We start from the raw sequence: 23567 nt of genomic DNA on the forward strand, positions 1-23567 counted from the left end.
AGGTAATAACGCCGCGCAGTCTACCAGTTAACACGCCTGGCTGCCTGCCTGTGTGCAGGTACCTGTGGCCAGTTCCCTGGCCAGGGCACGTTCTACCCGGCACATATGCCGCGCCAGTGCCTGGCGCCGCAGGCGTAACTGGGTGGTAGGCAAGCCGCTTGCCTCGAGGGCTTCGCAAGCTTTCATCAGCTCGGGGGCTTCCAGCATCCGCGCGGCACTGAGCACCTTGTGCGCCTGTTCGGCAATGGCATTGCTGTCATGCTGCGGATGCAATGCCATCAAGGTGGCCAGGTCGGCCTGCAGGCTCTGCTGCAACGCCTGCAGGAAACGCTGGCGATCGTTCGGGTCATGCCCGACCACCGTCGCCAGGCCGCCCAGGTTATAGAGCTTGCGGCGCGGTTTCTGCTGGCGGCGTGGGCGGATACTGGCAAGACGCTGGCTGAGCGTGCCCAGGCTGATGGGCTTGAGCAGGCAGTCGTCCATGCCGGCGCTCAGGCACTTGCGGCGTACCTCCGGCTGTGCGTTGGCGGTGTAGCCGAGAATGGTGCAGCGCTGCCGCTTGCCATGGCGTTCCTCGGTACGTACGGCAGTGGCCAGCTGGTAACCGTTCATGTGCGGCATGTTGCAGTCGAGCACCAGCACATCGAAGTCGCCCGCCCGCCAGGTAGCCAGGCCTTCGCGACCGTCTTGGGCACTGGTGTGCTCAAGCCCCAGGTAGCCAAGCTGCTGTGCCATCAGTTGCAGGTTGGCCGGGTGGTCGTCGATCACCAGCACGCTCAGCCGTGGGTCGGGCACGTCGAGGTTTTCGATCAGCGGGGCCGGCTGCGCTGCTGCGTCAACCCGCTGCAGCGGCATCTTCAGGCGCACCTGGGTGCCGACATCCTCCAGGCTCTTTATGGTCAGGCTGCCGCCCATCATCTCGCACAGGTTGCGACAGATGGCCAGGCCCAGCCCGGTACCTGCACGGGCGCTCTGGCTATGCGGATTGGCCTGGATGAACGGGTTGAACAGGCGCTGCAGGTCGTCGGCGTGGATACCGATGCCACTGTCGCGCACTTCCAGGTCCAGCACTGCGGGGGTAGTGCTGCCGTCGTCCACCAGGCCGACGCATATGCGCACCTGGCCATGCTCGGTGAACTTGATGGCGTTGCTTACCAGGTTGGACAGGACTTGCTTGAAACGCAGGGGGTCGAGCAGGGCATGGCAGCGGGCGGCCGGTGCGATGATCACCTCCAGGGCCAGGCCTTTCTGCCGGGCCTGGCCCTCGAAAATGCGCCCCACCGACTCGACCAGGGCCGCCAGGTCGACGGCCTCCGGGGCGAGGGACAAATGCCCGGACTCGATGCGCACAATGTCGAGGATATCGCCGATCAGGCCCAGCAGGTCCTTGGCCGAATGGTGGGCCAGCTCCAGCGCACAGCGATCTACACGGCCTTGGTCGGCGCGCTTGACTGCCAGCTCGAGCATGCCGATGACGGCATTCATCGGGGTGCGGATTTCGTGGCTGATGGTGGCCAGGAACGTGCTTTTGGCGCGGTTCGCATCATCGGCCTGCTGCTTGGCCTGGCGCAGCTCCATGACCAGATGGCGGCGCTCGCTGATGTCGATCCAGCCACCGATGATGCCCTGCACCTCACCCAGTGAGTCGCGGTACGGCAGAATCCAGTGGTAGATGGTCATCTCCCGGCCCTGGATCCGAAGTGGCCGGTCCATGATCAGCGGCGAGCCTTCGGCCATCACCTTCAGATAATCGGCGTGGATCTGCCGGGTCTGCTCGTAATCGGCGAACAGGCTCCCCTCCAGGTTTTTGCCGATGACCTCCTCGGAGCGGGCCTGCACGGCTTCCAGGTAGCTGTAGTTGCAGCTTTGCAGTCGGCCCTCGCGATCACGCACGTACATGGGGTGGGGCGTGCCGTTGAGGAGGGCGCGCATGAACGCCAACTGGTCGTTCAGCGCCCGTTCGGCGCGTTGCCGCTGGCGAATCTGCAGGCGCAGGCGGGCATTCCACAACAAGGCCAGCAGCAACAGCACGGCGGTGCCCAGTACCACCTGTATCGCCAGCCGGCGGTAGCCGTGGTCGTTGCCATCCTCGTGCAGGCTGAAGCCGCGCCAACGGTTGTTGATGACCCCCAGTTCTTCCGGCGAGATGCTCAGCAGCGCCTTGTCGAGGATCGACACCAGCGCTTGTGACGGGGCGCTGGTGGCCATGGCGAAGGTGGCGGGTTCGCTGCCGACGGTGGCCCGGATGACCAGTTCGGGATTGCCAGCCAGGGCGTGGTTGGCGTCGATCAAGGTGGTGATCACCGCATCGACGGCACCACTGTTGAGCAACGCCATGGAATAGAACGAGCTTTCGGTCTCGACCCAGCCGATTTGCGGATAGTGCCGCGACAGCATGGCGTCCATGGCACTGTAGCGGGTAATGGCGATGCGATGACCCTGCAGCTGTTCCAGCGAGGTGAAGGGTTGTTTGTCCTTGCGGCTGACCAGCACATAGGCGCTTTCCAGGTAGGGTTGGCTGATTTGCAGGTCGTCTTCGTTCATCCCGCCGCTGGCCAGTGCGGCAATGACATCGGCGCGGCCATCCTTGAGGCGGGCAATCATGTCGGCAAGGCCGCTGGCGCGCTGCACTTCGAAGCGCAAGCCGGTGCGCAGGCGAAGGAGCTCGAGCAGGTCGGCGGTGATGCCGCGAAAATGCCCCGAGCCGTCGAAATAGGAGACCGGTGCAGCGGTGTCATCGATTGCAACGCGCATCACCGGGTGGTCTTTCAGCCATTGTTCTTCGGTGTCGGTCAGTTGCAGCTTGCGGTCGGTCAGCAGCAGGTCGCTACCAGCGCTCCAGCGCTTGAAGATGCTGGCGCGTATGGCCGAGGTCTGTCTGTCCAGGGTGGCGTTCACCAGATCCATCAGGACCCTGTCCTCGCGGCGCAGGGCAAAACCGAAGCCGATGGCCTCGTGCTTGCCGAAACTGGCCATGCGCAGGCGCGGCAGGTGGCCGCGATTGAGCTGGTAGTGGGTGGAAATGGTATCACCGATGAACACGTCGGCCTGGCCGAACGCCACGGCACTCAGGGCCTGGCTGGACGAGCCGAAGGCCAGAAGCTCGGCCTTGGGGTAGGCGCTGTTCACCTCCTGCCGGGGCAGGTAATGGTAGAGCATGCCCAGGCGCATGCCGCCCAGGCCCGTGTCCAGCGCCCGGCTTTCGTCCTCGCGCGTTACCAGCACCGGTTGGTCGATGGCATAGGGGGCCGACAGGGCCAGGCCATCGCTGGCCGCTTCGTAGCCGTTGGAGCTGCCAAGGAGGTCGATATCGCCCTGCCGGAGCGCCTCGACCGCCGCTTGCCGGCTGGAAAAGCGCAGCACCCGCACGGGCAACTGCAGGGCCTTGCCGATCAGGCTTGCGTACTCGGCGGTAAGGCCCTGGTAGTCGCGGCCCCCACTGGTGATGTCGAACGGCGGGTAGTCTGGTGCCGAGGTACCCAGCACCAGTTCCTGACGGCCTTCGAGCCATTGCCGTTGTTCGTCCGTGAGCGCTGGTAATGCCGGCCTGGCCGATGAGCGTGCCAGCAAGGTATAGGATGAAGCCTCGTGATGGGTAGCCTGTGCCACGCCGCTGAACAGGAGCAGGGTGAGCAGTAGGCGAGCGATACTGTGCGCCATGACTACCCTCAGACCAGCGCGTTGCGTTTGGCCATTTCAATCAGATCGACCAGCGTATTGACCTGAAGTTTGTGCATGAGGCGCTTCTTGTAGGTACTGACGGTCTTGCTGCTGAGGAACATGCCCTTGGCAATTTCCTTGTTGCTGCGGCCCTGGGCGAATAGTTGCAGCACCATCAGTTCGCGGTCATTAACCTGACGGAAAAGTTGCAGGTCGGCATCTACCGCCTGGTTATGCTTGATTGCCTGGCTGGGGAAATAGTTGTAACCAGCCAGCACGGCCTTTACTGCACTGAGCAGTTCGCTCAGGTCCTCCTGCTTGCACACATAGCCTGCAGCACCCGAGTGCATGCAGCGTACGGCAAACAATGCGGGAGATTGCGCGGTCAGTACCAGTACCTTCAGGGGCAAGGCCATGGCCTGGAACCGGGCAAGCACCTCCAGCCCGTCCAGTTTGGGGATGCTGATGTCGAGGATGACCAGGTCTGGGGCGGCTTCGCGAATCATCTGCATGGCGTCCACGCCGTTGTCCGACTCGCCGACAATCTTGTAATTCTGGTTTTCCAGCAACATACGAACGGCCAGGCGGATGACGGGATGGTCGTCGACGATAAATATGGAATGCATGTTCAACTTCCCTGCGGGCGATTGAGGGTGACAGGCGGCACCTTATCGCAGTTGAAAGTCATCGGGCATGCGAGGAAGGGCTATTAGCCCTATATGGGAAATGGCTTACAAGATAAAACAATTCGGGCTACGAAATAAGCGCGTTTAATTCATTGTCAAAGCGTGATTGGTAACTTTTCATTTACTTTTATTCGTGACGTTTAACTTGTCGCCAGTATATGTAGGAAGTTTCCCACAATGTGCGGTGCAGCTACGGGCGATGTCCGGGCTGCACCGGCAGGGCTCAGGTCGGGCTGGAGCGCCCGGTCATTTCCCGGGCCATTTCACTGGCATAGCTGTCGGTCATCCCCGCGATGAAGTCGATCATGCGCAGGAAGGCGCTGTGCAGCGAGCCGTGTGGGTCGGGGGCATTGTTGCCGATCAGGTCCAGTACCCGGCGGCTCTTGAACGAGGGCGTGCGTCCACCGTGCTGCTCGAGGGCGGCCCCGCAGAAGGTGTTCAGCAAGATTTCCAGCGTGGTGTAGGCGCCGATCTCGTGCAGGGTCTTGCGCTTGTCCTGGAAGATCTTGTTGCGTGCCATGTCCTTGGCCTGCAGCACGCAGCGCTTGGCCGGGCCGTGCATGTGTTCGACCAGGTCGCCCGCCAGCTGCCCGGCCAGCAAGGCCTGCTGCTGCTCGACGAAGGCACGGGCGGCAGCGTTGGTCAGGTGCTCGATGGCCTTGCCGCGCAGGATCGCCAGCTTGCGCCGCCGGGAATCGCCAGGGCCGAGCTGACGGTAGGTTTCCGGCAGGTCATCGCCGACCAGATCGAGCAGCAGTGCTTCGACTTCGGCGTATTGCAGCAGCTCCATTTCCAGGCCGTCTTCCAGGTCGATCAGCGCGTAGCAGATGTCATCTGCAGCCTCCATCAGGTAGACCAGCGGGTGGCGCGCCCAGCGCTGGTGTTCCAGTTGCGGCAGGCCGAGCTTGCGGGCGATCTGCTCGAGCAGCGGCAGTTCGCTCTGGTAACTGCCGAACTTGTGCTTCTTGTAGCCCAGAGCGTCGGCGTGGCGTGCGCTCCACGGGTACTTCAGGTAAGTGCCGAGGGTGGCATAGGTCAGCCGGGTACCGCCGTCGAACTGGTGGTACTCCAGTTGGGTGAGTACGCGAAAGCCTTGGGCGTTACCTTCGAAGTTGAGGAAGTCGGCGCGCTCGTCGTCGCTCATGTCGTCCAGCCAGCCACGCCCGGCCGCCTGCTGGAACCAGTGCCGGATGGCGTCTTCGCCAGAGTGGCCGAACGGTGGGTTGCCGATGTCATGGGCCAGGCAGGCCGACTGCACGATCATCCCCAGGTCGCTGGGGGCGCACCAGTCCGGCAGGCTGTCACGCAGGGTTTCGCCGACGCGCATGCCCAGCGAGCGGCCGACGCAGCTGACTTCCAGCGAGTGGGTCAGGCGTGTATGGATATGGTCGTTGCTCGAAACCGGGTGCACCTGGGTCTTGCGCCCGAGGCGGCGAAAGGCACCGGAGAAGATGATGCGGTCGTGGTCTTTGTGGAAGGGGCTGCGCCCGAGTTCATCGGCGCTGTACAGGGCTTTGCCCAGGCGTTCGCGGGTGAGCAGGGTGTGCCAGTCCAAGGCGCGGTCTCCTGTAGGTCGAAGGCAGCAGCATATCCTGTAGGAGCAGCCTTGTGCTGCGAAGAGGTCCGTTTGATCGATACAAATTCCTTGCCGCTCCCGGCCTCTTCGCAGCACAAGGCTGCTCCTACAAGGATTGCGATGGTCAGGGGCGGCGGCTGCCTTGCAGGTACAGGCGCAGCAACGGCAGCAGGCTGGTGCCCAGGCGCAACAGCCGCGCCAGGTTGCCGCTGCGCACGCCCTTGCCGGTGAGGAAGCCCAGCGCCACCACGGCGCCAATCCCCCACAGCGGCGCATGCTTGATGCCCAGCCCGTCGTGCAGTGAGCTGCCCATGCCGCGCACGCGGCGCAGTGGCTCAAGCAACTGCGCGGACTCGTGGCGGATTTCCTGGCGGTGCATTTCCATGCGCAGGCGCAGCAGCGCCTTGCGCAGTTCCCGCGGGTTACGGGTGTTTGGCAGTTCTGGCAGGCTCATGGCAACAGGCGCTCCCGGTCCTTGGCAAGTTCCTCAAGGGTGGCGCCGAAGGGCGACGACTCGTCGAACACCGCTGCCTTCAGGCGCAAGCCGCAATACAGCGCGGCTATGCCGTAGAACACGCACAGGCCGATGATGCCGGCCAGGCGATAGCTATCCCACAGCAGCACCAGCAACAGCCCGGACAACGCCGTCAGCAGAAGCAGGGCGAACACCAGGGCGAGGCCGGCGAACAGCAGCAGGCTCAAGGTGCGGCCCTTCTGCTCCTGCAATTCGATGCCGAACAGTTCGATGTGGCTGTGCAGCAGCCCCAGGGCAGCCGCCCCCAGGCGTTTGCCCGAGGCGCTGGCGCCGTTGGCGTCGTTCTCCATGGAAACCCCTCAGCGCCGGTTGGCCAGCAGGCCGATCAACAGGCCGACACCAGCGGCAATGCCGATCGCCTGCCACGGTTTTTCCTGCACGTACTGTTCGGCACTGCTCAATGCTGCCTGGCCGCGTTCCCGCACCGAGTCCTGGGTCAGTTGCAGGGTTTCGCGGGCCTGGGTCAGGCGGTCGTGGATCTGTTCACGCAACTCGTCAGCCTGGTCGCCTGCCAGGTTGGCAGTGTCGGCCAGCAGCTTCTCGGTGTCGCGGACCAGTGCCTGGAAGTCAGCCATCAATATCTCTTGTGCAGTCTTTGCCGATTTGCTGGCCATGGGTATCTCCCTGTCGATGAGTGTTGGTAGTTCGAGTAATAGCACGCGCGGAAGGTTCAAGTACCGGCGCTGGTATGGGCCTTGCTAAGGCTTTGCCACGTTGCGGGGCGCCCTGGTCGGGTATTGCGCCGATTCAGGGCGTCAGCGCAGCGGATACCGATAAACCTTAACTCAATCCACGACAAACCCAAGAAAAAACCAAGCAGGCTCCGCCCGGTTCACCGAAACGGGGCAGGGAGCTGGCACCGATTCGGTGCAGGGATGCAGGTTCTTGAACTGTCCTGGTGCCTTTTTCAGCAGGTCTGCCTATTTCATGGAAAACATGCACAGCGCGATGGACTCTCTGGTCCACGGTTCAAACACCCTGTTCATTCTCATGGGCGCCATCCTGGTGCTGGCCATGCATGCCGGCTTCGCGTTTCTCGAAGTGGGCACTGTACGCCACAAGAACCAGGTCAACGCCTTGTCGAAGATTCTCAGCGACTTCGCTATTTCGGCATTGGTGTACTTCTTCATCGGCTACTGGATCGCCTACGGGGTCAGCTTCTTCCAGCCGGCGGCAGCGTTGGCGGCCGACCATGGCTATGCGCTGGTCAAGTGCTTCTTCCTGCTGACCTTCGCTGCGGCGATCCCGGCAATCATCTCCGGGGGCATCGCAGAGCGGGCGCGATTTGTGCCGCAGCTGTGTGCCACGGCATTGATCGTAGCGTTCATCTACCCGTTCTTCGAGGGCGTGGTGTGGAACGGCAACCTGGGCGTCCAGGCCTGGTTGCAGGCACGCTTCGGCGCGCCGTTCCATGATTTTGCCGGCTCGGTGGTGGTGCATGCCATGGGCGGCTGGCTGGCGCTGGCGGCGGTGTTGCTGCTGGGTGCGCGCCGTGGGCGCTACCGCGATGGCCGGTTGGTGGCGTTTGCCCCGTCGAGCATTCCCTTTTTGGCATTGGGGTCGTGGATCCTGATCATCGGCTGGTTCGGCTTCAACGTCATGAGTGCCCAGACCCTGCAAGGTGTCAGCGGCCTGGTGGCGATCAACTCGCTGATGGCCATGGTCGGTGGCACCCTGTCGGCCTTGCTGGCCGGGCGTAACGACCCGGGCTTCCTGCATAACGGGCCGCTGGCCGGGCTGGTGGCGGTTTGTGCCGGTTCCGACCTGATGCACCCGATTGGTGCGCTGGCCACCGGCCTGGTGGCGGGGGCGCTGTTCGTCTGGACCTTCACCGCGGCGCAGAACCGCTGGAAGATCGACGATGTGCTGGGTGTGTGGCCGTTGCATGGCCTGTGCGGTGTATGGGGTGGCATGGCCTGCGGCATCTTCGGCCAGGAGGTGCTGGGTGGCATGGGCGGTGTCAGCCTGGTCAGCCAATTGCTGGGCAGCCTGATGGGCGTGGTGGTGGCATTGGCCGGCGGTTTTGCCGTGTATGGTGCAATCCGCGCGCTGCATGGGCTGCGCTTGAGCCATGAGCAGGAGTTCCAGGGCGCGGACCTGTCGCTACACCGTATCGGCGCCACCAGCCAGGATTGAGCCAGGTCAGGTGCACTGTGGGCAGGACGGACCTAGAATAGGTTTCTCTCTGCCAAAGCGGACTTGCCCCCATGCTGCCTGAATGCCAACTGTTCGGCACCCTCGGCTGCCACCTGTGTGAAGTGGCCGAGGCCGTGCTGATGCCCTTCGTCGATCATGGCCTGCTGGTGGAACTGGTCGACATTGCCGAGAACGAAACTCTGTTCGAACGCTATGGCCTGATCATTCCGGTGCTGCGCCGTTGTGACAACGGCGCCGAGCTGCACTGGCCGTTCGATGCCGAACAGGTGGTGGCGTTTCTCGCGCAGTAATTGCGCAAGGGGAGGTCTGTCCCTGCTCCATGGGGTGTGCAGCGTTGTGATGATCCGCTGCCGGCACGTTGAGGCCGGCATCCTTCACCGGTCATCAGGAATCCAGCCATGCGCATTACCCCCCATTTCACCCTCGATGAAATGACTGTTTCGCAGCTCGCCGCCAGGGAAGGGCTCGACAACAATCCTCCAGCCGAGGCGCGTGCCAACCTGCAGTTGCTGTGCAATGCACTGGAGCAGGTGCGCGCGCTGTTCGGCGCACCGGTCATCGTCAGCAGTGGCTATCGCAGCCCCGCAGTCAACCAGCGTATTGGCGGGACGCTGACGAGCAAGCATCTGCAGGGGCTGGCGGCTGATTTCACGGTGATTGAAGTGACCCCGCGCGAGGTTGTGCGACGGATCAGCGAAAGCACCATCCCCTTCGACCAGCTGATCCTCGAATTCGATGACTGGGTGCACCTGGCCGTGTCGCGCGGCGTCCCTCGGCGCCAGGTGTTGACCATCCGTAAAGGCACCGGCTATCTGCCGGGCCTGCAATGAAGCGCATTGACGGCGGCAAGGGGATATTCGTATGCTGTATATAAATACAGTGTCGAGGTGAAGCCATGCTCAATGTCGAGCAACTCAAGTACAGCGTCAACCGCATGCCTGTCGAGCGGGTGGCCGACGCTGTTCTGGAACTGCGCCTCGAAGGCCTGGTGACCGACGACCGCACGCCGTTCGGCAAGGTCCACTTCAATACCTGCTTCGCCGAGATCGAGGCCCTGTTCCAGCGTGCCGGCTATCACCGCGGGCTGGATGTGGTGGGGTATCAGGGGTTGCTGTATGCCCTCTACGACCCTGGGCGCTGGGAGCCGGTGCAGGTGTTGCGCTGGCTGAGGGATCGCTGCGAGGCCATTGCCCAGGCTGGTTGAGGGCGCGGGCTTGGGGGATAATGCGCGGCCGTGAACGTTTCGAGCCCTGCCATGACCACGCCTTTCGACCCCGCCCGCCAGCAAGCCAGCACGGTGTGCCTGCCCCCCGGTAACTGGGCGACGGTGCTCGACTGCCTGTGTGACCATTTCAAGGCCATCGACCGCGCCCAGTGGCTCGATCGTTTTGCCCGTGGCCGGGTGCTTGATGCCGAAGGGCGGGCGGTTTCCGCCGAACTGCCTTACAAGCGCGGTATGCGATTGCACTACTTCCGTGAGGTGCCGAACGAGCGGCCGATCCCGGTGCAGGAGGCCATACTGCATGTGGATGAGCACCTGGTGGTAGCCGACAAGCCGCATTTCCTGCCTGTGACGCCGACTGGTGAATACGTCGAACAGACCTTGCTGCGCCGCCTGATCCGCCGCCTGGGCAACCCGCATCTGGTGCCGTTGCACCGTATCGACCGGCATACCGCCGGGCTTGTGCTGTTTTCCGCCAACCCGCAGAGCCGCAGTGCCTACCAGCGGCTGTTCCCCGAACGACGCATCGACAAGCGCTACCAGGCAATTGCGGCGGCCATGCCGCAGCACGATTTCCCGCTGGTGCACAAAAGTCGCCTGGTACATGGCGAGCCGTTTTTCCGCATGCACGAGGTAGAGGGGGAGGCCAACAGCGAAACCCTGGCCGAAGTGCTGGAGAAGAATGGCGAGCTCTGGCGTTATGGGCTGTCGCCGGTAACTGGCAAGACCCATCAGTTGCGCGTGCACATGGCGGCGCTGGGGGCGGGGATCTGCAATGACCCGTTCTATCCGCAGCTTCTCAACGACGAGGACGACTACCAGCGGCCGCTGAAGTTGCTGGCGCAGAGCCTGCGCTTTGCAGACCCGCTGAGCGGGGAAGAACGCTACTTCGAGAGCTGTTTGCAGCTGGATTGGTAGTCTGGACGGGGTCGTTGTAGGAGCGGCCTTGTGTCGCGATGGGCCGCGAAGCGGCCCCGGCATTTTTTGCATCACCGCTGAACTCCAGGGGCCGCTTCGCGGCCCATCGCGACACAAGGCCGCTCCTACAGGGCCCTAGCGGTTGAACCGCTCCACCAGCGAGTACTGGGTACCCGCCGTACTGGTCAGCTCTTCGCTGAGCAGCGCCGAGTGCTGGGCCTGTTCGGCAGTCTGGTCGGCCAGGTCGGCGATGGTGCTGATGTTGCGGCTGATCTCGTCAGCCACTGCAGTCTGCTCTTCGGTCGCTGCAGCAATCTGGGTGGCCATGTCGGTGATGTTGGCCACCGCTTCACTGATACCCACCAGCGCCTCGTCGGCCTGCATCACACGGTCGACGCCTTCCTGCGCCTGGCGATGGCCGGTTTCCATGGTCAGTACGGCATTGCTGGCGGTTTGTTGCAGCTTGGCGATCAGGCCGTGGATCTGCCCGGTGGATTCGGCAGTGCGCTGGGCCAGCTGGCGCACTTCGTCGGCCACCACGGCAAAGCCTCGGCCCATTTCACCGGCACGTGCCGCTTCGATCGCCGCGTTCAGCGCCAGCAGGTTAGTCTGGTCGGCGATGCCCTTGATCACATCGACCACGCCACCAATCTCGTCGCTGTCCTTGGCCAGTTGCGTCACCGTCTGGCCGGTTTCGCCCACCGCCGCCGACAGGCGCTCGATGGCCTCGCGGGTTTCACCGGCAATCTGACGGCCCTGGCTGGTCAGGCGGTTGGCTTCCTGGGTGGCATCGGCGGTGCGCTGCACGTGGTTGGCCACTTCCTGGGTGGTGGCGGCCATCTGGTTGACCGCAGCGGCAACCTGCTCGGTCTCCACTCGCTGGCGCTCCAGGCCCGAAGAGCTCTTGTGCGCAAGCGCGTCAGACTGGCGCGCCTGTTCGCTGAGGTGTTCGGCGCTGTCCTGCAGGCGGGTCAGGCAGGTTTTCATGCGCGCGTCCTGGCTGAGCATGGCCATTTCCAGGCGCGCCTGCACGCCCCGGCTGTCGGTGTACATCTGCGCGATCAGCGGGTCGGAGGTGGTTTGCTCGGCCAGGCGCAGCAGGCGCTTGAGGCCACGTTGCTGCCAGCTCAGGCCCAGCAGGCCCAGCGGTACGGAAAGCCCGGCAGCCAGGGCGAAGCCCCAGGAATGGCCCAGCCAGTTGCCGATCAGGAAGCCCACCTGGCTGATCAGGATGAACGGCAACCAGTCCTGCAGCACCGGCAGCCACTTGTCCCGGCGTGGTACCGGCGGCTTGCCCTGGTTGATGCGCTGGTACAGCGCCTCGGCGCGGCGGACCTGCTCGGCGGTAGGCTTGACCCGCACCGACTCGAAGCCGACTACCTGGTTGTTGTCGAAGATCGGCGTGACATAGGCGTTGACCCAGTAGTGGTCGCCGGACTTGCAGCGGTTCTTGACGATACCCATCCACGGCTGGCCCTGCTTGAGGGTTTGCCACATGTGGGCAAACACCGCTGGCGGTACGTCGGGGTGGCGCACCAGGTTGTGCGGCGCACCGGTCAGTTCTTCGCGGGTGAAACCACTGATCTCGATGAAGGCATCGTTGCAGTAAGTGATCACACCTTTGGCATTGGTGGTGGAGATCAACCGCTGCTGGGCAGGGAAAGTCCGTTCTCTCTGGGTAATCGGCTGGTTGTTACGCATGGGTTGATAGTCCGCAGGGCTTTCGACTGGTATCGGCAAGCCGCTGGTTTTATTGAATGAATAATTAATGTGCTTGACCTGTGGCAACTGGCCATCAGTCGATCTGGGTTAGCCAACGAGCACGTTCAAGCAATTTAGCGTCATTATTTCGTTTTTACTGCTGTTTCATGACGGATAAGTCGAATGATGACCGAATGGCTAGCCAAGAGCCAGCATCGGATAGCTGAACAGGGTGAAATGCACCAGGTTCAGGCCAAAATGGCAGAGCACCGCCGCCGCCACGCCGCCCCAGCGGTACGCCAGGCCGTAGCCGATACCGGCAAGGGTGGCCAGGTACATCCATTGCCAGCCGGCCCCCAGGTGTGCCAGGCCGAACAGCAAGGCGGCGGCGAACAATGCCAGCCCTTGGTGGCGCAGCAGCCGTTGCAGGCCGGCCTGGATGTAACCGCGGAACAACAGTTCTTCGGTCAGGCTTACCAGCAGCAGGTTGTTCAGCAGCCATAGCCAGGCCTGGTCGGGCCATTTCGGGGCCCAGCCCAGCATGCCCATTGCCCAGGCGCCTCCCAGGCAGGCAAGCAGGGTCAGGGGCAGGGCGTACAGCAGGCTGGTCGCCAGGCCCTGGCTACGCCACAGGAACAACTAAGGGCAGGCCAGCAGCAGCCAGGCGCCGATCAGCGGTTTGTCCAGGTTCAGGTACATCGTGAAGGGCAGGGCGCCAGGGCTGAGGACAACGCCGTCGATGACCTTGGCAGCGTTGAAGCCGGGCAGCCAGTGCAATGCCAGGGCGATGGCCAGTAGGATGAACAACGTGTGGCCGAGGGCTTGTTGCCAGCGCTGGGGGCGGCGAGCGAGCAGGGCGCTGGCAAGCAGGGCGAGAAAGGTGGGCAAGGTGGTGATGCCGAGGTTGCCGTGGCTCAGGGCGAGGGTGTAGCCGAGCGCCAGCAGAAGCAGGGTGAACAGGTTGGAACGGGGCACGAGTAGTCCTTCTCGGGTAAGCAGAAACGGGCCGCTACGCGTCGCTTGTAGGAGCGGCCTTGTGTCGCGATGGGCCGCATGGCGGCCCCAGATTTCAGCTCCGCCGCCGCTATCGAGCGGGGCCGCTGCGCGCCCCATCGCGACACAAGGCCGCTCCTACAGGCGATGGGCTGCACAGCAGCCCCAAGCATACGCGCCTCAACCAGCAATCAGCTGGCGCAACACATAATGCAATATCCCCCCTGCCTTGAAGTATTCCACTTCATTCACAGTATCGATCCGGCACAGCACCTCGATCTGCTCGTGCTGCCCATCCTCGCGGGTGATGCGCAAGGGCAAGCTCATGCCCGGGCGGATCTGTGTACCGTTCAAGCCCAGCACATCGATCTTCTCCTTGCCGGTCAGCCCTAGCTGCTTGCGGTTGTGCCCGGCCTTGAATTGCAGCGGCAGTACGCCCATGCCTACCAGGTTGGAGCGGTGAATGCGCTCGAAGCTTTCCGCCAGTACCGCTTTGACCCCCAGCAGGTTGGTACCTTTGGCGGCCCAGTCGCGGCTCGAGCCGGTGCCGTATTCCTGGCCGGCGATCACCACCAGCGGCGTGCCTTCCTGCTGGTAGCGCATCGCCGCGTCGTAGATCGACAGCTTCTCGCCACTGGGCACGTGCAGGGTGTTGCCACCTTCTTCGCCCGCCAGCATTTCGTTGCGGATGCGGATGTTGGCGAAGGTGCCGCGCATCATCACTTCATGGTTGCCACGCCGTGAGCCGTAGGAGTTGAAGTCGTGGGGCTCCACGCCCTGCTCACGCAGGTAGCGCCCGGCCGGGCTGTCGGCCTTGATGTTGCCAGCTGGGGAAATGTGGTCGGTGGTCACCGAGTCACCCAGTAGTGCCAGGATCCGCGCACCCTGGATGTCGGTGACCTGCGGGGGTGGCCCGCCGATGTCGTCGAAGAACGGCGGATGCTGGATATAGGTAGAATCGGCCTGCCAAACGTAGGTGGCCGCCTGCGGTACCTCGATGGCCTGCCACTGTGCATCGCCGGCGAACACTTCGGCGTATTCCTTGTGGAACATCGCCGTGTCTACCTTGGCCACGGCAGCGGCAATTTCCTGCTGGCTGGGCCAGATGTCGCGCAGGTACACCGGTTGGCCATCCTTGCCAGTGCCCAGAGGGTCGCGGGTCAGGTCCAGGCGTACGCTGCCGGCCAGGGCATAGGCCACCACCAGTGGCGGCGAGGCCAGCCAGTTGGTCTTGACCAGCGGATGCACACGGCCTTCGAAGTTGCGGTTACCCGACAACACAGAAGCCACCGTGAGGTCGGCGCTGCCGATGGCTTTTTCGATCGCTTCATCCAGCGGGCCGGAGTTGCCGATGCAGGTTGTGCAGCCATAGCCGACCAGGTCGAACCCCAATTGGTCCAGATAGGTGGTGAGCCCGGCGGCCTTGAAGTAGTCGGTGACCACCTTGGAGCCCGGCGCCAGCGAACTCTTGACCCAGGGTTTGCGTTGCAGGCCTTTCTCCAGGGCCTTTTTCGCCACCAGCCCGGCGGCCATCATCACACTGGGGTTCGAGGTGTTGGTACACGAGGTGATCGCGGCAATCACCACGGCGCCATCGCGCAGGGTGTGGGTCTGGCCTTGATGGCTGTAGTCGATCTCCCCGGCCTGGTCGGCATTGCCCACCGCCACGCCGCCGCCACCTTCGCTTTCCAGGCGGCTGACCTCTTTGGCCAGCGGTTTGGGTTGCAGTTCGATGAAGTGGTCGAAGGCCTGGCTGACCTGGCCCAGGGCTACCCGGTCCTGCGGCCGCTTGGGCCCGGCCAGGCTGGCCTCGACCTCCTGCATGTCCAGCGCCAGGCTGTCGCTGAACAGTGGCTCCTGGCCCGGCTGCCGCCACAAGCCCTGGGCTTTGCAGTACTGCTCGACCAGTTGCACGGTCGCCTCGGGGCGGCCGGACAGGCGCAGGTAGTCCAAGGTCACCTGGTCGACCGGGAAGAAGCCGCAGGTGGCGCCGTATTCCGGGGCCATGTTGGCGATGGTCGCACGGTCGGCCAAGGGCAGCTCGGCCAGGCCATCACCATAGAACTCGACGAACTTGCCCACCACGCCCTTCTTGCGCAGCATCTGGGTCACCGTCAGCACCAGGTCGGTGGCGGTGATGCCTTCGCGCAGCTTGCCGGTCAGCTTGAAGCCGATCACTTCAGGGATCAGCATCGACACCGGCTGGCCGAGCATGGCCGCCTCCGCTTCGATCCCGCCCACGCCCCAGCCGAGCACGCCGAGGCCGTTGATCATGGTGGTATGCGAATCGGTACCGACCAGGGTGTCGGGGAAGGCGTAGGTGCGGCCATCGGCCTCACGGGTCCAGACGGTGCGACCGAGGTATTCGAGGTTGACCTGGTGGCAAATACCAGTACCCGGCGGTACCACGCGGAAGTTGTCAAAGGCGCTCTGGCCCCAGCGCAGGAAGGCATAGCGCTCGCCGTTGCGCTGCATTTCGATGTCGACGTTCTCGCTGAAGGCCTGCGGCGTGCCGTAGCGGTCGACCATCACCGAATGGTCGATCACCAGGTCCACGGGTGAAAGCGGGTTGATCCTCTGCGGGTCGCCGCCGGCCTTGGCCATGGCAGCGCGCATGGCGGCCAGGTCGACCACGGCCGGCACACCGGTAAAGTCCTGCATCAGCACCCGCGCCGGGCGGTACTGGATCTCGCGGTCGGAGCGTCGCTCGCCCAGCCATTGGGCGAGGGCGCGCAGGTCGTCGCCGGTGACGGTCTTGCCGTCCTCCCAGCGCAGCAGGTTTTCCAGCAGTACCTTCAGCGACATGGGCAGGCGCTGCAGGTCGCCCAGTTGGCGGGCGGCCTCGGTGAGGCTGAAGTAGTGGTAGGTCTGGTCGCCGACCTTGAGGGATTTGAGGGTATTCAGGCTATCGAGCGAGGGCATTGCCAACTCCTTCTGCGCAGGTGCCTGGCAAGATATGCCTGTGGCACCGCTGTGTATCGATCCGCACGGCACGGACCTGGCTGAAAGGTCAGGTTAGACCGCTTTGCGCCACCTGACCCTTTTCTGGACCGGCGGGGCGTGTCGCAGGTTCCGATCTTCCTTTATCATCGCCGCCCTGCCGGCGCCTGTGGCGCGCCAGCCGTAGTGGAGTGAGAGATGAATACCCTGTTCATGCATTGCCGGCCCGGTTTCGAGGGTGAGGTGTGCGCCGAAATCAGCGAACATGCCGCCCGCCTGGGCGTTGCCGGCTATGCCAAAGGCAAGCCGCAGAGTGCCAGTGCCGAGTTTGTCTGTAGCGAGGAGGGCGGTGCCGAGCGCTTGATGGGGGAACTGCGCTTCAACCAGCTGATTTTCCCGCGGCAGTGGGCTCGTGGCGGTTATGTCGAACTGCCGGAAAGCGACCGCATCAGTGTGCTGCTGGCGCATCTGGCCGGGTTCCCGGTGTTCGGCAGCCTGTGGCTGGAGGTACTGGACAGTAACGAAGGCAAGGAACTGTCCACCTTCTGCCGCAAGTTCGAGGTGCCGCTGCGCAAGGCCCTGGAAAAGGCTGGCCGCCTGGTCGACGACGCCAGCCGCCCACGCCTGCTGCTCACCTTCATCAGCGGCCGCCGGGTATTTGCCGGTGTTGCTCTGGCCAGCAACAGTGCACTGTGGCCCATGGGCATCCCGCGTCTGAAGTTCCCCCGCGAGGCGCCCAGCCGCTCGACCCTCAAGCTGGAAGAGGCCTGGCATCAGTTCATCCCGCGCGAGCAGTGGGAGCAGCGCCTGGGCGATGACATGACCGGTGTCGACCTGGGAGCCTCGCCGGGTGGCTGGACCTACCAGCTGGTGCGCCGGGGCATGCTGGTGACCGCCATCGACAACGGGCCGATGGCCGAAAGCCTGATGGACACCGGGTTGGTTCAGCACCTGATGGCCGATGGTTTCACCTGGCAACCGAAGCAGCCGGTGGACTGGATGGTGTGCGACATCGTCGAGAAACCGGCCCGTACCACCTCGCTGATCGAGACCTGGCTGGGCGAGGGGTTGTGCCGTGAAGCTGTGGTCAACCTGAAGCTGCCGATGAAACAGCGCTATGCCGAAGTACGCCGGCTGCTCGATCGCATGGAGGCGACCTTCAAGGCGCGTAAGATCAAGGTGTCGATTGCTTGCAAGCAGCTGTATCACGACCGCGAGGAAGTGACCTGCCATCTGCGCCGGTTGGACTTGAAACCGCGCTGAGTTTCGGGCGAAGGGTTTGGGTTCTGTGGGGTTGCAGGTGCATGGCTTGAGTTTTTGGTTGGTGTTGAGATCGAGCGCCGCCCGCGCGGCGCTTCGCGGGGCAAGCCCGCTCCCACATCTGTTTCGGGCCAGTCACTCTTGTGAGGGCACCTGTGTCCGCCTTGTTTGTTCCATTCGATATCGAGGGGGCGCGACTGCTCTTCATCGATCTTCAGCCATGCCCCAGGGCTGCAACCCATCTGGCGCAGGAGTAATTGGCCCGAAACAGATGAGGGAGCGGGCTTGTCCCGCGAAGCGCCGCGCGGGCGGTGCTCGATCTCGACGCACACACAAACCTTAAGGCATGCGTCTGAGGCCCCTTGGTCGAAATGGCGCGATGCGCGACAATAGCGATCATTTGCGGAGTCCCCCATGACCGATTTCACCCCTGACGCCATCCTCGACGCCACCGGCCTGAACTGCCCGGAACCGGTAATGATGCTGCACCAGCACGTGCGCAACCTGGCCGCTGGCGGCCTGCTCAAGGTCATCGCCACCGACCCCTCGACCCGCCGCGACATCCCCAAGTTCTGCAACTTCCTCGGCCACGAACTGCTGCAGCAGCAGGAAGACGCCGGTACCTTCCTGTACTGGATCCGCAAGAAAGCCGACTGAACCGCTCTGGAACACGTCTGGCGTTGCGCCTACACTGCGTTCCCCAGACAGGAGAGCGCCATGCTGATAGTTGCCGACGAGAACATCCCGCTGCTCGATGCATTCTTCCAGGGTTTCGGCGAAATCCGCCGTTACCCCGGCCGAAGCCTCGATGCCGCCAGCGTAAGGGACGCCGACATTCTACTGGTGCGCTCGGTGACCAAGGTCGACCGACAGTTGCTCGAAGGCAGCCGCGTGCGCTTCGTCGGCACCTGCACCATCGGCACCGACCACCTCGACCTGAACTACTTTGCCGAAGCCGGCATCCACTGGAGCAGCGCACCGGGCTGCAATGCCCGCGGCGTGGTCGATTATGTGCTGGGCAGCCTGCTGACCCTGGCCGAGCTGGATGGCGTGGCACTGCCCGAGCGCGTGTATGGCGTGGTGGGCGCGGGTGAGGTGGGTGGCCGCCTGGTGCGGGTGCTGCACGGCCTGGGCTGGAAGGTACTGGTATGCGACCCGCTGCGCCAGGCCGCCGAGGGCGGTGACTACGTCAGCCTCGAGACCATCCTGCAACAGTGCGATGTGATCAGCCTGCACACCCCCTTGCAGCGTGGCGGCGACCACCCGACCTGGCACCTGCTGGGCCAGGCGCAGCTGGCACAGTTGCGCCCGGGTGCCTGGCTGGTCAACGCCAGCCGTGGCCCGGTAGTGGACAACGCCGCCCTGCGCGAATTGCTGCTGGACCGCGAAGACCTGCATGCGGTGCTGGATGTGTGGGAGGGTGAGCCGCAGGTCGACCTGCAACTGGCCGACCTGTGCACATTGGCTTCGCCGCACATTGCCGGCTACAGCCTCGACGGCCGCCAGCGTGGTACGGCGCAGATCTACCAGGCGCTGTGCCGCTTCCTCGGTGTGGATGAACAGGTGCAACTGGCCGACCTGCTGCCCCGGCCGCCGCTGGCGCAGATCGAGCTGGATGCCAGCGCCGACCCGGCCTGGGCCTTGGCCACCCTGTGCCGCGCGGTTTACGACCCACGCCGCGACGATGCCGATTTCCGCCGCAGCCTCAGCGACGACCCGCAGCAGCAGCGTGCAGCGTTCGACCAGTTGCGCAAGCAGTACCCGCCACGGCGCGAGATCGAGGGGCTGGCGGTGCGCTTGCGCGGGGAGTCGCCGCAGTTGGCGCAGCTGGTCAGTGCCTTGGGTGGGGTGTTGGTCTGACAGCCATTTGAACGCTGTGCCGGCCTCTTCGCGGGTACAGGATTCAGGCAAATAAAAACCCGGCGCAAGCGCCGGGTTGCAAGGAATTCGCCGATCAACCTTTGCGTACGCGCTCGACCCGGCTTTCTTCCAGGGCCTTGCAGGCCTGCTGGATCATCTGCTCGGTGATCGGTACTTCGCGCCCCTTCGCATCGATGATCGAACCGCACACCTGCGACGGTGGTGTGGTCCGGGGCTTCTGGTTGTCGCTGCCATGTTGCAAGCTCATGTATTGTCTCCTCATCAGGTTCAAGCGCAGGTTAACCCTGTGCCGTGACTGGCCTGTGACAGTACCTGCAGTGTCACGGCAGGCACAGTCCAACAGAAACGTCAGTAAAGCTCCATAGCCTGGTTAGACCGATAGGCTATAGCAACCCTGAAAGGGTTCCACAGGCGTGGATGAGTGGTAGGCTGCGGTTTCCCGCCAATGTGGTCAGCGCCATGCCCGAATCGGTTTCCCCGCGTCAACGCCGAGCCTTGCGCCTGGGTTGGCAGTTTGTCCGTCCGTACCGTCGCCAGGTGCTGCTGGCCTTGCTGGCCCTGGTAGTCACCGCCGCCATCACCCTGTCCATGGGCCAGGGCATCCGCCTGCTGGTGGACCAGGGCTTCATGACCCGCTCCGCGCATCAGCTCAACCAGACCATCGGCCTGTTCCTGCTGCTGGTGTTGGCCCTGGCGGTGGGTACCTTCAGCCGCTTCTACCTGGTGTCGTGGATCGGCGAGCGCTGCGTGGCCGATATCCGTCGGGCCGTGTTCGACCACCTGATCGGCCTGCATCCCGGGTTTTTCGAAGACAACCGCAGCTCCGAGATCCAGTCGCGGCTGACCGCCGACACCACCTTGCTGCAATCGGTAATCGGCTCTTCGCTGTCGATGTTCCTGCGCAACGCGCTGATGGTCATCGGTGGCGTGGTGTTGCTGTTCATCACCAACCCCAAGCTCACCAGCATCGTGGTGGTGGCCCTGCCGCTGGTGCTGGCGCCGATCCTGCTGTTTGGCCGCCGGGTACGCAGCCTGTCGCGGCAGAGCCAGGACCGGGTGGCCGATGTGGGCAGCTATGTGGCCGAGACCCTCGGGCAGATCAAGACCGTGCAGGCCTACAACCACCAGGCGCATGACCGCCAGCTGTTCGCCGGCACGGTCGAAGCGGCGTTTGCCGTGGCCCGGCAGAGGATTGCCCAGCGCGCCTGGCTTATCACCCTGGTGATCGTGCTGGTTCTGGGAGCGGTGGGGGTGATGTTGTGGGTTGGCGGCATGGACGTGATCGCCGGACGTATTTCCGCGGGCGAACTGGCCGCCTTCGTGTTCTACAGCCTGATCGTAGGCAGCGCTTTCGGCACCCTCAGCGAGGTGATCGGCGAGTTGCAAAGGGCGGCGGGCGCCGCCGAGCGCATTGCCGAACTGTTGGCGGCGCGCAGTGCAATCCTGCCGCCCGCCGTGGCGCAGGTGCTGCCGCAGCAGCGGGCCAGTGGGCGTATCGAACTGCAGCAGTTGGTGTTCGCCTACCCGTCACGGCCCTCGGTGGCGGCTGTCGATGGCCTGAGCCTGACCATCGAGCCGGGGCAGACCGTGGCGCTGGTGGGCCCGTCGGGGGCGGGCAAGTCGACCTTGTTCGATTTGTTGCTGCGCTTCTACGACCCCCAGCAGGGGCGCATCCTGCTCGATGGCCGGGCGATCACCGAACTCGACCCCGATCACCTGCGCCAGCAGTTCGCCCTGGTGGCACAGAACCCCTCGCTGTTTCGCGGCACGGTCGAGGCCAACATCCGCTATGGCCGGCCCGAGGCGACCCTGGCCGAGGTCGAGGCAGCCGCCCGGGGTGCCCATGCCGACGCATTCATCCGGCAATTGCCGCAGGGCTACCAGACACCGCTGGGCGAGGGCGGCATCGGCCTGTCCGGCGGGCAGCGGCAGCGCCTGGCCATTGCCCGTGCGTTGCTGGTCGATGCGCCGATCCTGTTGCTGGACGAAGCCACCAGCGCACTCGACGCACAAAGCGAACACCTGATCCAGCAGGCGCTGCCCAGCCTGATGGCCGGGCGCACCACACTGGTGATCGCCCATCGTCTGGCTACGGTCCAGCATGCCGACCGTATCGCGGTCATCGACAAGGGCCGGCTGGTGGCGGTGGGGACGCATCGCCAGTTGATCGAAGAGAGCCCGCTGTATGCGCGGCTGGCGGCCTTGCAGTTCACCACGGGGTAGCTTGTAGTGGCGTTGTAACATTTCTGTAGTATTTGCCTGAGAGTATCTAGCTCAACTGTTGCGTAAGTGCTCGACCTGGCTGCCATTGCTTGATGGCAGCCTTTTTTTGGCCTGCCCGCAACCGGGCTGCGTTGCGCCTTGTTGCCAGCTTGCGCGGCCCTCCGGTCTTCCTCCTGCTTTCCGAGATCCAAGATGTTGCGTAAATCCCTCAGAGTGCAAATTCTCTCCTTGCTCGGCGGCAGTCTGGTGGCGATGTTGCTGATCGCCCTGGTGTGCTTCCAGTTCCTTTCGTCCAGCGTGCGCGGCTATGCCGAGTTGGTCGATGGGCCGCTGCGGGCCTCGCAATTGATCGACGAAGCCAACCTGCAGTTCAAGATCCAGGTGCAGGAGTGGAAGAATGTGTTGTTGCGCGGGCGCCAGCCGGCTGACATGGACAAGTACTGGCAGCAGTTCCAGGCTCGCGAGCAGCAGGTGCAGCAACTGCTCGGGCAATTGATCGACAGCAGCGACGCCAGGCTCAAGGCGCCGCTGCAGCAACTGCGTGACAGCCACCGGCAGTTGGGCCAGGCCTATGCGCAGGGTCGCCAGGCATTCCTGGCGGCGGGCGGCGACCCGGTGGCCGGCGATCTGGCGGTCAAGGGCGTGGACCGCGCCGTCAGCGAGCAGATGAGCGAACTGGTCGAGCAACTGCGTGCCGAAGCTCGTCAGCACGCCGCCAGGCTGAGTGCCGGTGCCGAGCGCACGGTATGGCTGGGCCTGCTGGTGATGCTGGCCTCGGCCGTGTCGGTGGGGCTGCTCAGCCTGTGGCTGGTCAACCGCAGCCTGATCGAGCCGATCCGCCAGTTGATCGAGTATGTCGCGCAGCTGAGCCAGGGCCGCTTTGCCGCCCGGGTAGACAGCCGCCGTGAGGACGAACTGGGCCGTCTGGCGCGGGCCGCCAACACCCTGCGCGATTTCCTCGCCGACACGGTCGGCCGGCTGCAGGACAACGCCCAGGAACTGGAAGGGGCCAGCGGCCAGCTGCGCAGCATCGCCGGCGACATGGCCCGTGGTACCCACGACCAGTTCCAGCGCACCGACCAGGTGGCCACGGCCATGCACGAGATGTCCGCCACCGCCCAGGAAGTCGCCCGCCACGCCGCCGAGGCCGCCCGCGCGGCGGACGATGCCGATCACAGTGCCCAGGCGGGCGAGCAGGTGATGCAGCAGACCATCGACATCATCGGCGCGGTCAACCGCGAAATTGCCGGCACGGCGGCGGTGATTCGCGACCTTGAGCATGACAGCGCGCGCATTGGCAAAGTCCTTGAAGTGATCCGCGGCATTGCCGAGCAGACCAACCTGCTGGCGCTCAACGCGGCCATCGAAGCGGCCCGTGCTGGCGAGGCCGGGCGAGGTTTTGCGGTCGTCGCCGATGAAGTGCGCAGCCTGGCCCAGCGCACGGCGGCGTCGATCGCCGAGATCCACCAGATCATCGAGGCGGTGCAGTCGGGGGCGGTGGAGGCGGTCAAGGCCATCGAAAGCGGCCAGCAGCGCAGCGAGGAGGGTGCCGAGCAGGTGCAGCAGGCCGGGCAGATGCTGCAGCGCATCACCCTGGCAGTGGAAGCGATCCGCGACATGAACCGGCAGATCGCCACGGCGGCCGAAGAGCAGACCAGCGTGGCCGAGGACATCTCCTGCAACCTGATCGAAATCACCCGCATCGCCACGGCCAACCAGCAGGCGGTGCAGCATACCGAACAGGCGGGGCAGCGCCTGCATGGGTTGTCGGGGCAGCTGGGTGAAGTCACCTCCCGCCTCAGCGCCTGACGCCCT

At 64.2% G+C, this 23567-nt stretch carries 19 protein-coding genes and 2 pseudogenes; 11 read left to right on the forward strand and 10 right to left on the reverse strand.

Translation table 11 applies throughout. The features are described from left to right. Nucleotides 1–27: 27 nt before the first annotated feature. From GYA95_RS04250 to GYA95_RS04275, 6 genes are all read right to left on the reverse strand, one after another. Nucleotides 28–3660, reverse strand: a complete 3633-nt coding sequence (locus GYA95_RS04250) for an ATP-binding protein (protein WP_015269504.1) — start codon at nucleotides 3658–3660, stop codon at nucleotides 28–30. An 8-nt stretch (nucleotides 3661–3668) separates the two neighbouring features. Beyond that, complete coding sequence (locus GYA95_RS04255; RefSeq protein WP_015269505.1) at nucleotides 3669–4286, reverse strand: response regulator transcription factor; 618 nt, start codon at nucleotides 4284–4286, stop codon at nucleotides 3669–3671. A gap of 283 nt (nucleotides 4287–4569) precedes the next feature. Continuing rightward, complete coding sequence (locus GYA95_RS04260) at nucleotides 4570–5901, reverse strand: deoxyguanosinetriphosphate triphosphohydrolase (protein ID WP_013971681.1); 1332 nt, start codon at nucleotides 5899–5901, stop codon at nucleotides 4570–4572. Between the two features lie 145 nt (nucleotides 5902–6046). After that, nucleotides 6047–6376: a hypothetical protein gene (locus GYA95_RS04265; RefSeq protein ID WP_013971682.1), complete on the reverse strand. Its 330-nt coding sequence runs from the start codon at nucleotides 6374–6376 to the stop codon at nucleotides 6047–6049. Further along, a complete protein-coding gene (locus GYA95_RS04270) occupies nucleotides 6373–6747 on the reverse strand; it encodes a phage holin family protein (RefSeq protein ID WP_013971683.1) in 375 nt (124 codons plus the stop codon). The genes GYA95_RS04265 and GYA95_RS04270 overlap by 4 nt, the downstream gene beginning before the upstream one ends. 9 nt (nucleotides 6748–6756) lie before the next feature. Further along, entirely contained in the window at nucleotides 6757–7071 is a 315-nt protein-coding gene (locus GYA95_RS04275; RefSeq protein WP_013971684.1) for a DUF883 family protein, read from the reverse strand. Between the two features lie 313 nt (nucleotides 7072–7384). Here GYA95_RS04275 and GYA95_RS04280 point away from each other — a divergent pair, with 313 nt between their 5' ends. The 5 genes from GYA95_RS04280 (at nucleotide 7385) to GYA95_RS04300 (ending at nucleotide 10754) form a co-directional block, all read left to right on the forward strand. Then, on the forward strand, nucleotides 7385–8593 hold the full coding sequence (locus GYA95_RS04280) for an ammonium transporter (RefSeq protein WP_015269506.1): 1209 nt from the start codon (nucleotides 7385–7387) through the stop codon (nucleotides 8591–8593). Nucleotides 8594–8664: 71 nt separating this feature from the next. Further along, complete coding sequence (locus tag GYA95_RS04285; RefSeq protein WP_004376101.1) at nucleotides 8665–8904, forward strand: glutaredoxin family protein; 240 nt, start codon at nucleotides 8665–8667, stop codon at nucleotides 8902–8904. Between the two features lie 108 nt (nucleotides 8905–9012). Then, a complete protein-coding gene (locus GYA95_RS04290; protein ID WP_015269507.1) occupies nucleotides 9013–9444 on the forward strand; it encodes a D-Ala-D-Ala carboxypeptidase family metallohydrolase in 432 nt (143 codons plus the stop codon). A 65-nt stretch (nucleotides 9445–9509) separates the two neighbouring features. Beyond that, nucleotides 9510–9818, forward strand: a complete 309-nt coding sequence (locus tag GYA95_RS04295) for a hypothetical protein (protein ID WP_015269508.1) — start codon at nucleotides 9510–9512, stop codon at nucleotides 9816–9818. Nucleotides 9819–9869: 51 nt separating this feature from the next. Beyond that, nucleotides 9870–10754 (forward strand): pseudouridine synthase, encoded by an 885-nt coding sequence (locus GYA95_RS04300; protein WP_015269509.1) that lies wholly within the window; start codon nucleotides 9870–9872, stop codon nucleotides 10752–10754. 135 nt (nucleotides 10755–10889) lie between these two features. On the opposite strand, the gene GYA95_RS04305 is transcribed toward GYA95_RS04300, so the two are convergent. The 3 genes and pseudogenes from GYA95_RS04305 to acnA all read right to left on the reverse strand — a co-directional run bounded on the left by GYA95_RS04305 (nucleotide 10890) and on the right by acnA (nucleotide 16370). Then, nucleotides 10890–12455, reverse strand: a complete 1566-nt coding sequence (locus GYA95_RS04305) for a methyl-accepting chemotaxis protein (RefSeq protein ID WP_015269510.1) — start codon at nucleotides 12453–12455, stop codon at nucleotides 10890–10892. A gap of 198 nt (nucleotides 12456–12653) precedes the next feature. Continuing rightward, nucleotides 12654–13430 (reverse strand): annotated as a pseudogene (locus GYA95_RS04310) (CPBP family intramembrane glutamic endopeptidase). A 198-nt stretch (nucleotides 13431–13628) separates the two neighbouring features. Further along, nucleotides 13629–16370, reverse strand: coding sequence for an aconitate hydratase AcnA (gene acnA, locus GYA95_RS04315; protein ID WP_015269511.1), 2742 nt, complete (start codon nucleotides 16368–16370; stop codon nucleotides 13629–13631). Nucleotides 16371–16586: 216 nt separating this feature from the next. Here acnA and rlmM point away from each other — a divergent pair, with 216 nt between their 5' ends. The 3 genes from rlmM to pdxB all read left to right on the forward strand — a co-directional run bounded on the left by rlmM (nucleotide 16587) and on the right by pdxB (nucleotide 19508). Next, nucleotides 16587–17651, forward strand: a complete 1065-nt coding sequence (gene rlmM / locus GYA95_RS04320; protein ID WP_015269512.1) for a 23S rRNA (cytidine(2498)-2'-O)-methyltransferase RlmM — start codon at nucleotides 16587–16589, stop codon at nucleotides 17649–17651. A 411-nt stretch (nucleotides 17652–18062) separates the two neighbouring features. Beyond that, complete coding sequence (gene tusA, locus GYA95_RS04325; RefSeq protein WP_003248727.1) at nucleotides 18063–18305, forward strand: sulfurtransferase TusA; 243 nt, start codon at nucleotides 18063–18065, stop codon at nucleotides 18303–18305. A 60-nt stretch (nucleotides 18306–18365) separates the two neighbouring features. Beyond that, the gene (pdxB, locus tag GYA95_RS04330; RefSeq protein ID WP_015269513.1) at nucleotides 18366–19508 is read left to right on the forward strand and encodes a 4-phosphoerythronate dehydrogenase PdxB; all 1143 of its coding nucleotides are present in this window, start codon (nucleotides 18366–18368) and stop codon (nucleotides 19506–19508) included. 94 nt (nucleotides 19509–19602) lie between these two features. On the opposite strand, the gene GYA95_RS27550 is transcribed toward pdxB, so the two are convergent. Next, nucleotides 19603–19776 carry a PA1571 family protein gene (locus GYA95_RS27550; protein ID WP_015269514.1) on the reverse strand — a complete coding sequence of 58 codons (174 nt, stop codon included), beginning with the start codon at nucleotides 19774–19776 and terminating at the stop codon, nucleotides 19603–19605. Between the two features lie 212 nt (nucleotides 19777–19988). Between GYA95_RS27550 and GYA95_RS04335 the strand changes: the two genes are divergently transcribed. From GYA95_RS04335 to GYA95_RS28245, 3 genes and pseudogenes are all read left to right on the forward strand, one after another. Next, nucleotides 19989–21752 (forward strand): ABC transporter transmembrane domain-containing protein, encoded by a 1764-nt coding sequence (locus tag GYA95_RS04335; RefSeq protein WP_015269515.1) that lies wholly within the window; start codon nucleotides 19989–19991, stop codon nucleotides 21750–21752. A gap of 765 nt (nucleotides 21753–22517) precedes the next feature. Continuing rightward, nucleotides 22518–22628: pseudogene (locus tag GYA95_RS28240) on the forward strand (hypothetical protein); the annotation flags it as partial. A 228-nt stretch (nucleotides 22629–22856) separates the two neighbouring features. Then, on the forward strand, nucleotides 22857–23561 hold the full coding sequence (locus GYA95_RS28245) for a methyl-accepting chemotaxis protein (protein ID WP_371053073.1): 705 nt from the start codon (nucleotides 22857–22859) through the stop codon (nucleotides 23559–23561). Nucleotides 23562–23567: the final 6 nt, after the last annotated feature.

Source organism: Pseudomonas asiatica, assembly GCF_009932335.1.
Taxonomy (GTDB): domain Bacteria; phylum Pseudomonadota; class Gammaproteobacteria; order Pseudomonadales; family Pseudomonadaceae; genus Aquipseudomonas; species Aquipseudomonas asiatica.

Coding starts and splice junctions, on each gene's coding strand:
- GYA95_RS04265 (WP_013971682.1), bottom strand. CDS start 6,376: ATGAGCCTGCCAGAACTGCCAAACACCCGTAACCCGCGGGAACTGCGC.
- GYA95_RS04305 (WP_015269510.1), bottom strand. CDS start 12,455: ATGCGTAACAACCAGCCGATTACCCAGAGAGAACGGACTTTCCCTGCC.
- GYA95_RS04280 (WP_015269506.1), top strand. CDS start 7,385: ATGGAAAACATGCACAGCGCGATGGACTCTCTGGTCCACGGTTCAAAC.
- GYA95_RS04295 (WP_015269508.1), top strand. CDS start 9,510: ATGCTCAATGTCGAGCAACTCAAGTACAGCGTCAACCGCATGCCTGTC.
- acnA (WP_015269511.1), bottom strand. CDS start 16,370: ATGCCCTCGCTCGATAGCCTGAATACCCTCAAATCCCTCAAGGTCGGC.
- GYA95_RS28245 (WP_371053073.1), top strand. CDS start 22,857: ATGTCCGCCACCGCCCAGGAAGTCGCCCGCCACGCCGCCGAGGCCGCC.
- GYA95_RS04300 (WP_015269509.1), top strand. CDS start 9,870: ATGACCACGCCTTTCGACCCCGCCCGCCAGCAAGCCAGCACGGTGTGC.
- GYA95_RS04255 (WP_015269505.1), bottom strand. CDS start 4,286: ATGCATTCCATATTTATCGTCGACGACCATCCCGTCATCCGCCTGGCC.
- tusA (WP_003248727.1), top strand. CDS start 18,063: ATGACCGATTTCACCCCTGACGCCATCCTCGACGCCACCGGCCTGAAC.
- pdxB (WP_015269513.1), top strand. CDS start 18,366: ATGCTGATAGTTGCCGACGAGAACATCCCGCTGCTCGATGCATTCTTC.
- GYA95_RS04275 (WP_013971684.1), bottom strand. CDS start 7,071: ATGGCCAGCAAATCGGCAAAGACTGCACAAGAGATATTGATGGCTGAC.
- GYA95_RS04290 (WP_015269507.1), top strand. CDS start 9,013: ATGCGCATTACCCCCCATTTCACCCTCGATGAAATGACTGTTTCGCAG.
- rlmM (WP_015269512.1), top strand. CDS start 16,587: ATGAATACCCTGTTCATGCATTGCCGGCCCGGTTTCGAGGGTGAGGTG.
- GYA95_RS04335 (WP_015269515.1), top strand. CDS start 19,989: ATGCCCGAATCGGTTTCCCCGCGTCAACGCCGAGCCTTGCGCCTGGGT.
- GYA95_RS27550 (WP_015269514.1), bottom strand. CDS start 19,776: ATGAGCTTGCAACATGGCAGCGACAACCAGAAGCCCCGGACCACACCA.
- GYA95_RS04270 (WP_013971683.1), bottom strand. CDS start 6,747: ATGGAGAACGACGCCAACGGCGCCAGCGCCTCGGGCAAACGCCTGGGG.
- GYA95_RS04285 (WP_004376101.1), top strand. CDS start 8,665: ATGCTGCCTGAATGCCAACTGTTCGGCACCCTCGGCTGCCACCTGTGT.
- GYA95_RS04250 (WP_015269504.1), bottom strand. CDS start 3,660: ATGGCGCACAGTATCGCTCGCCTACTGCTCACCCTGCTCCTGTTCAGC.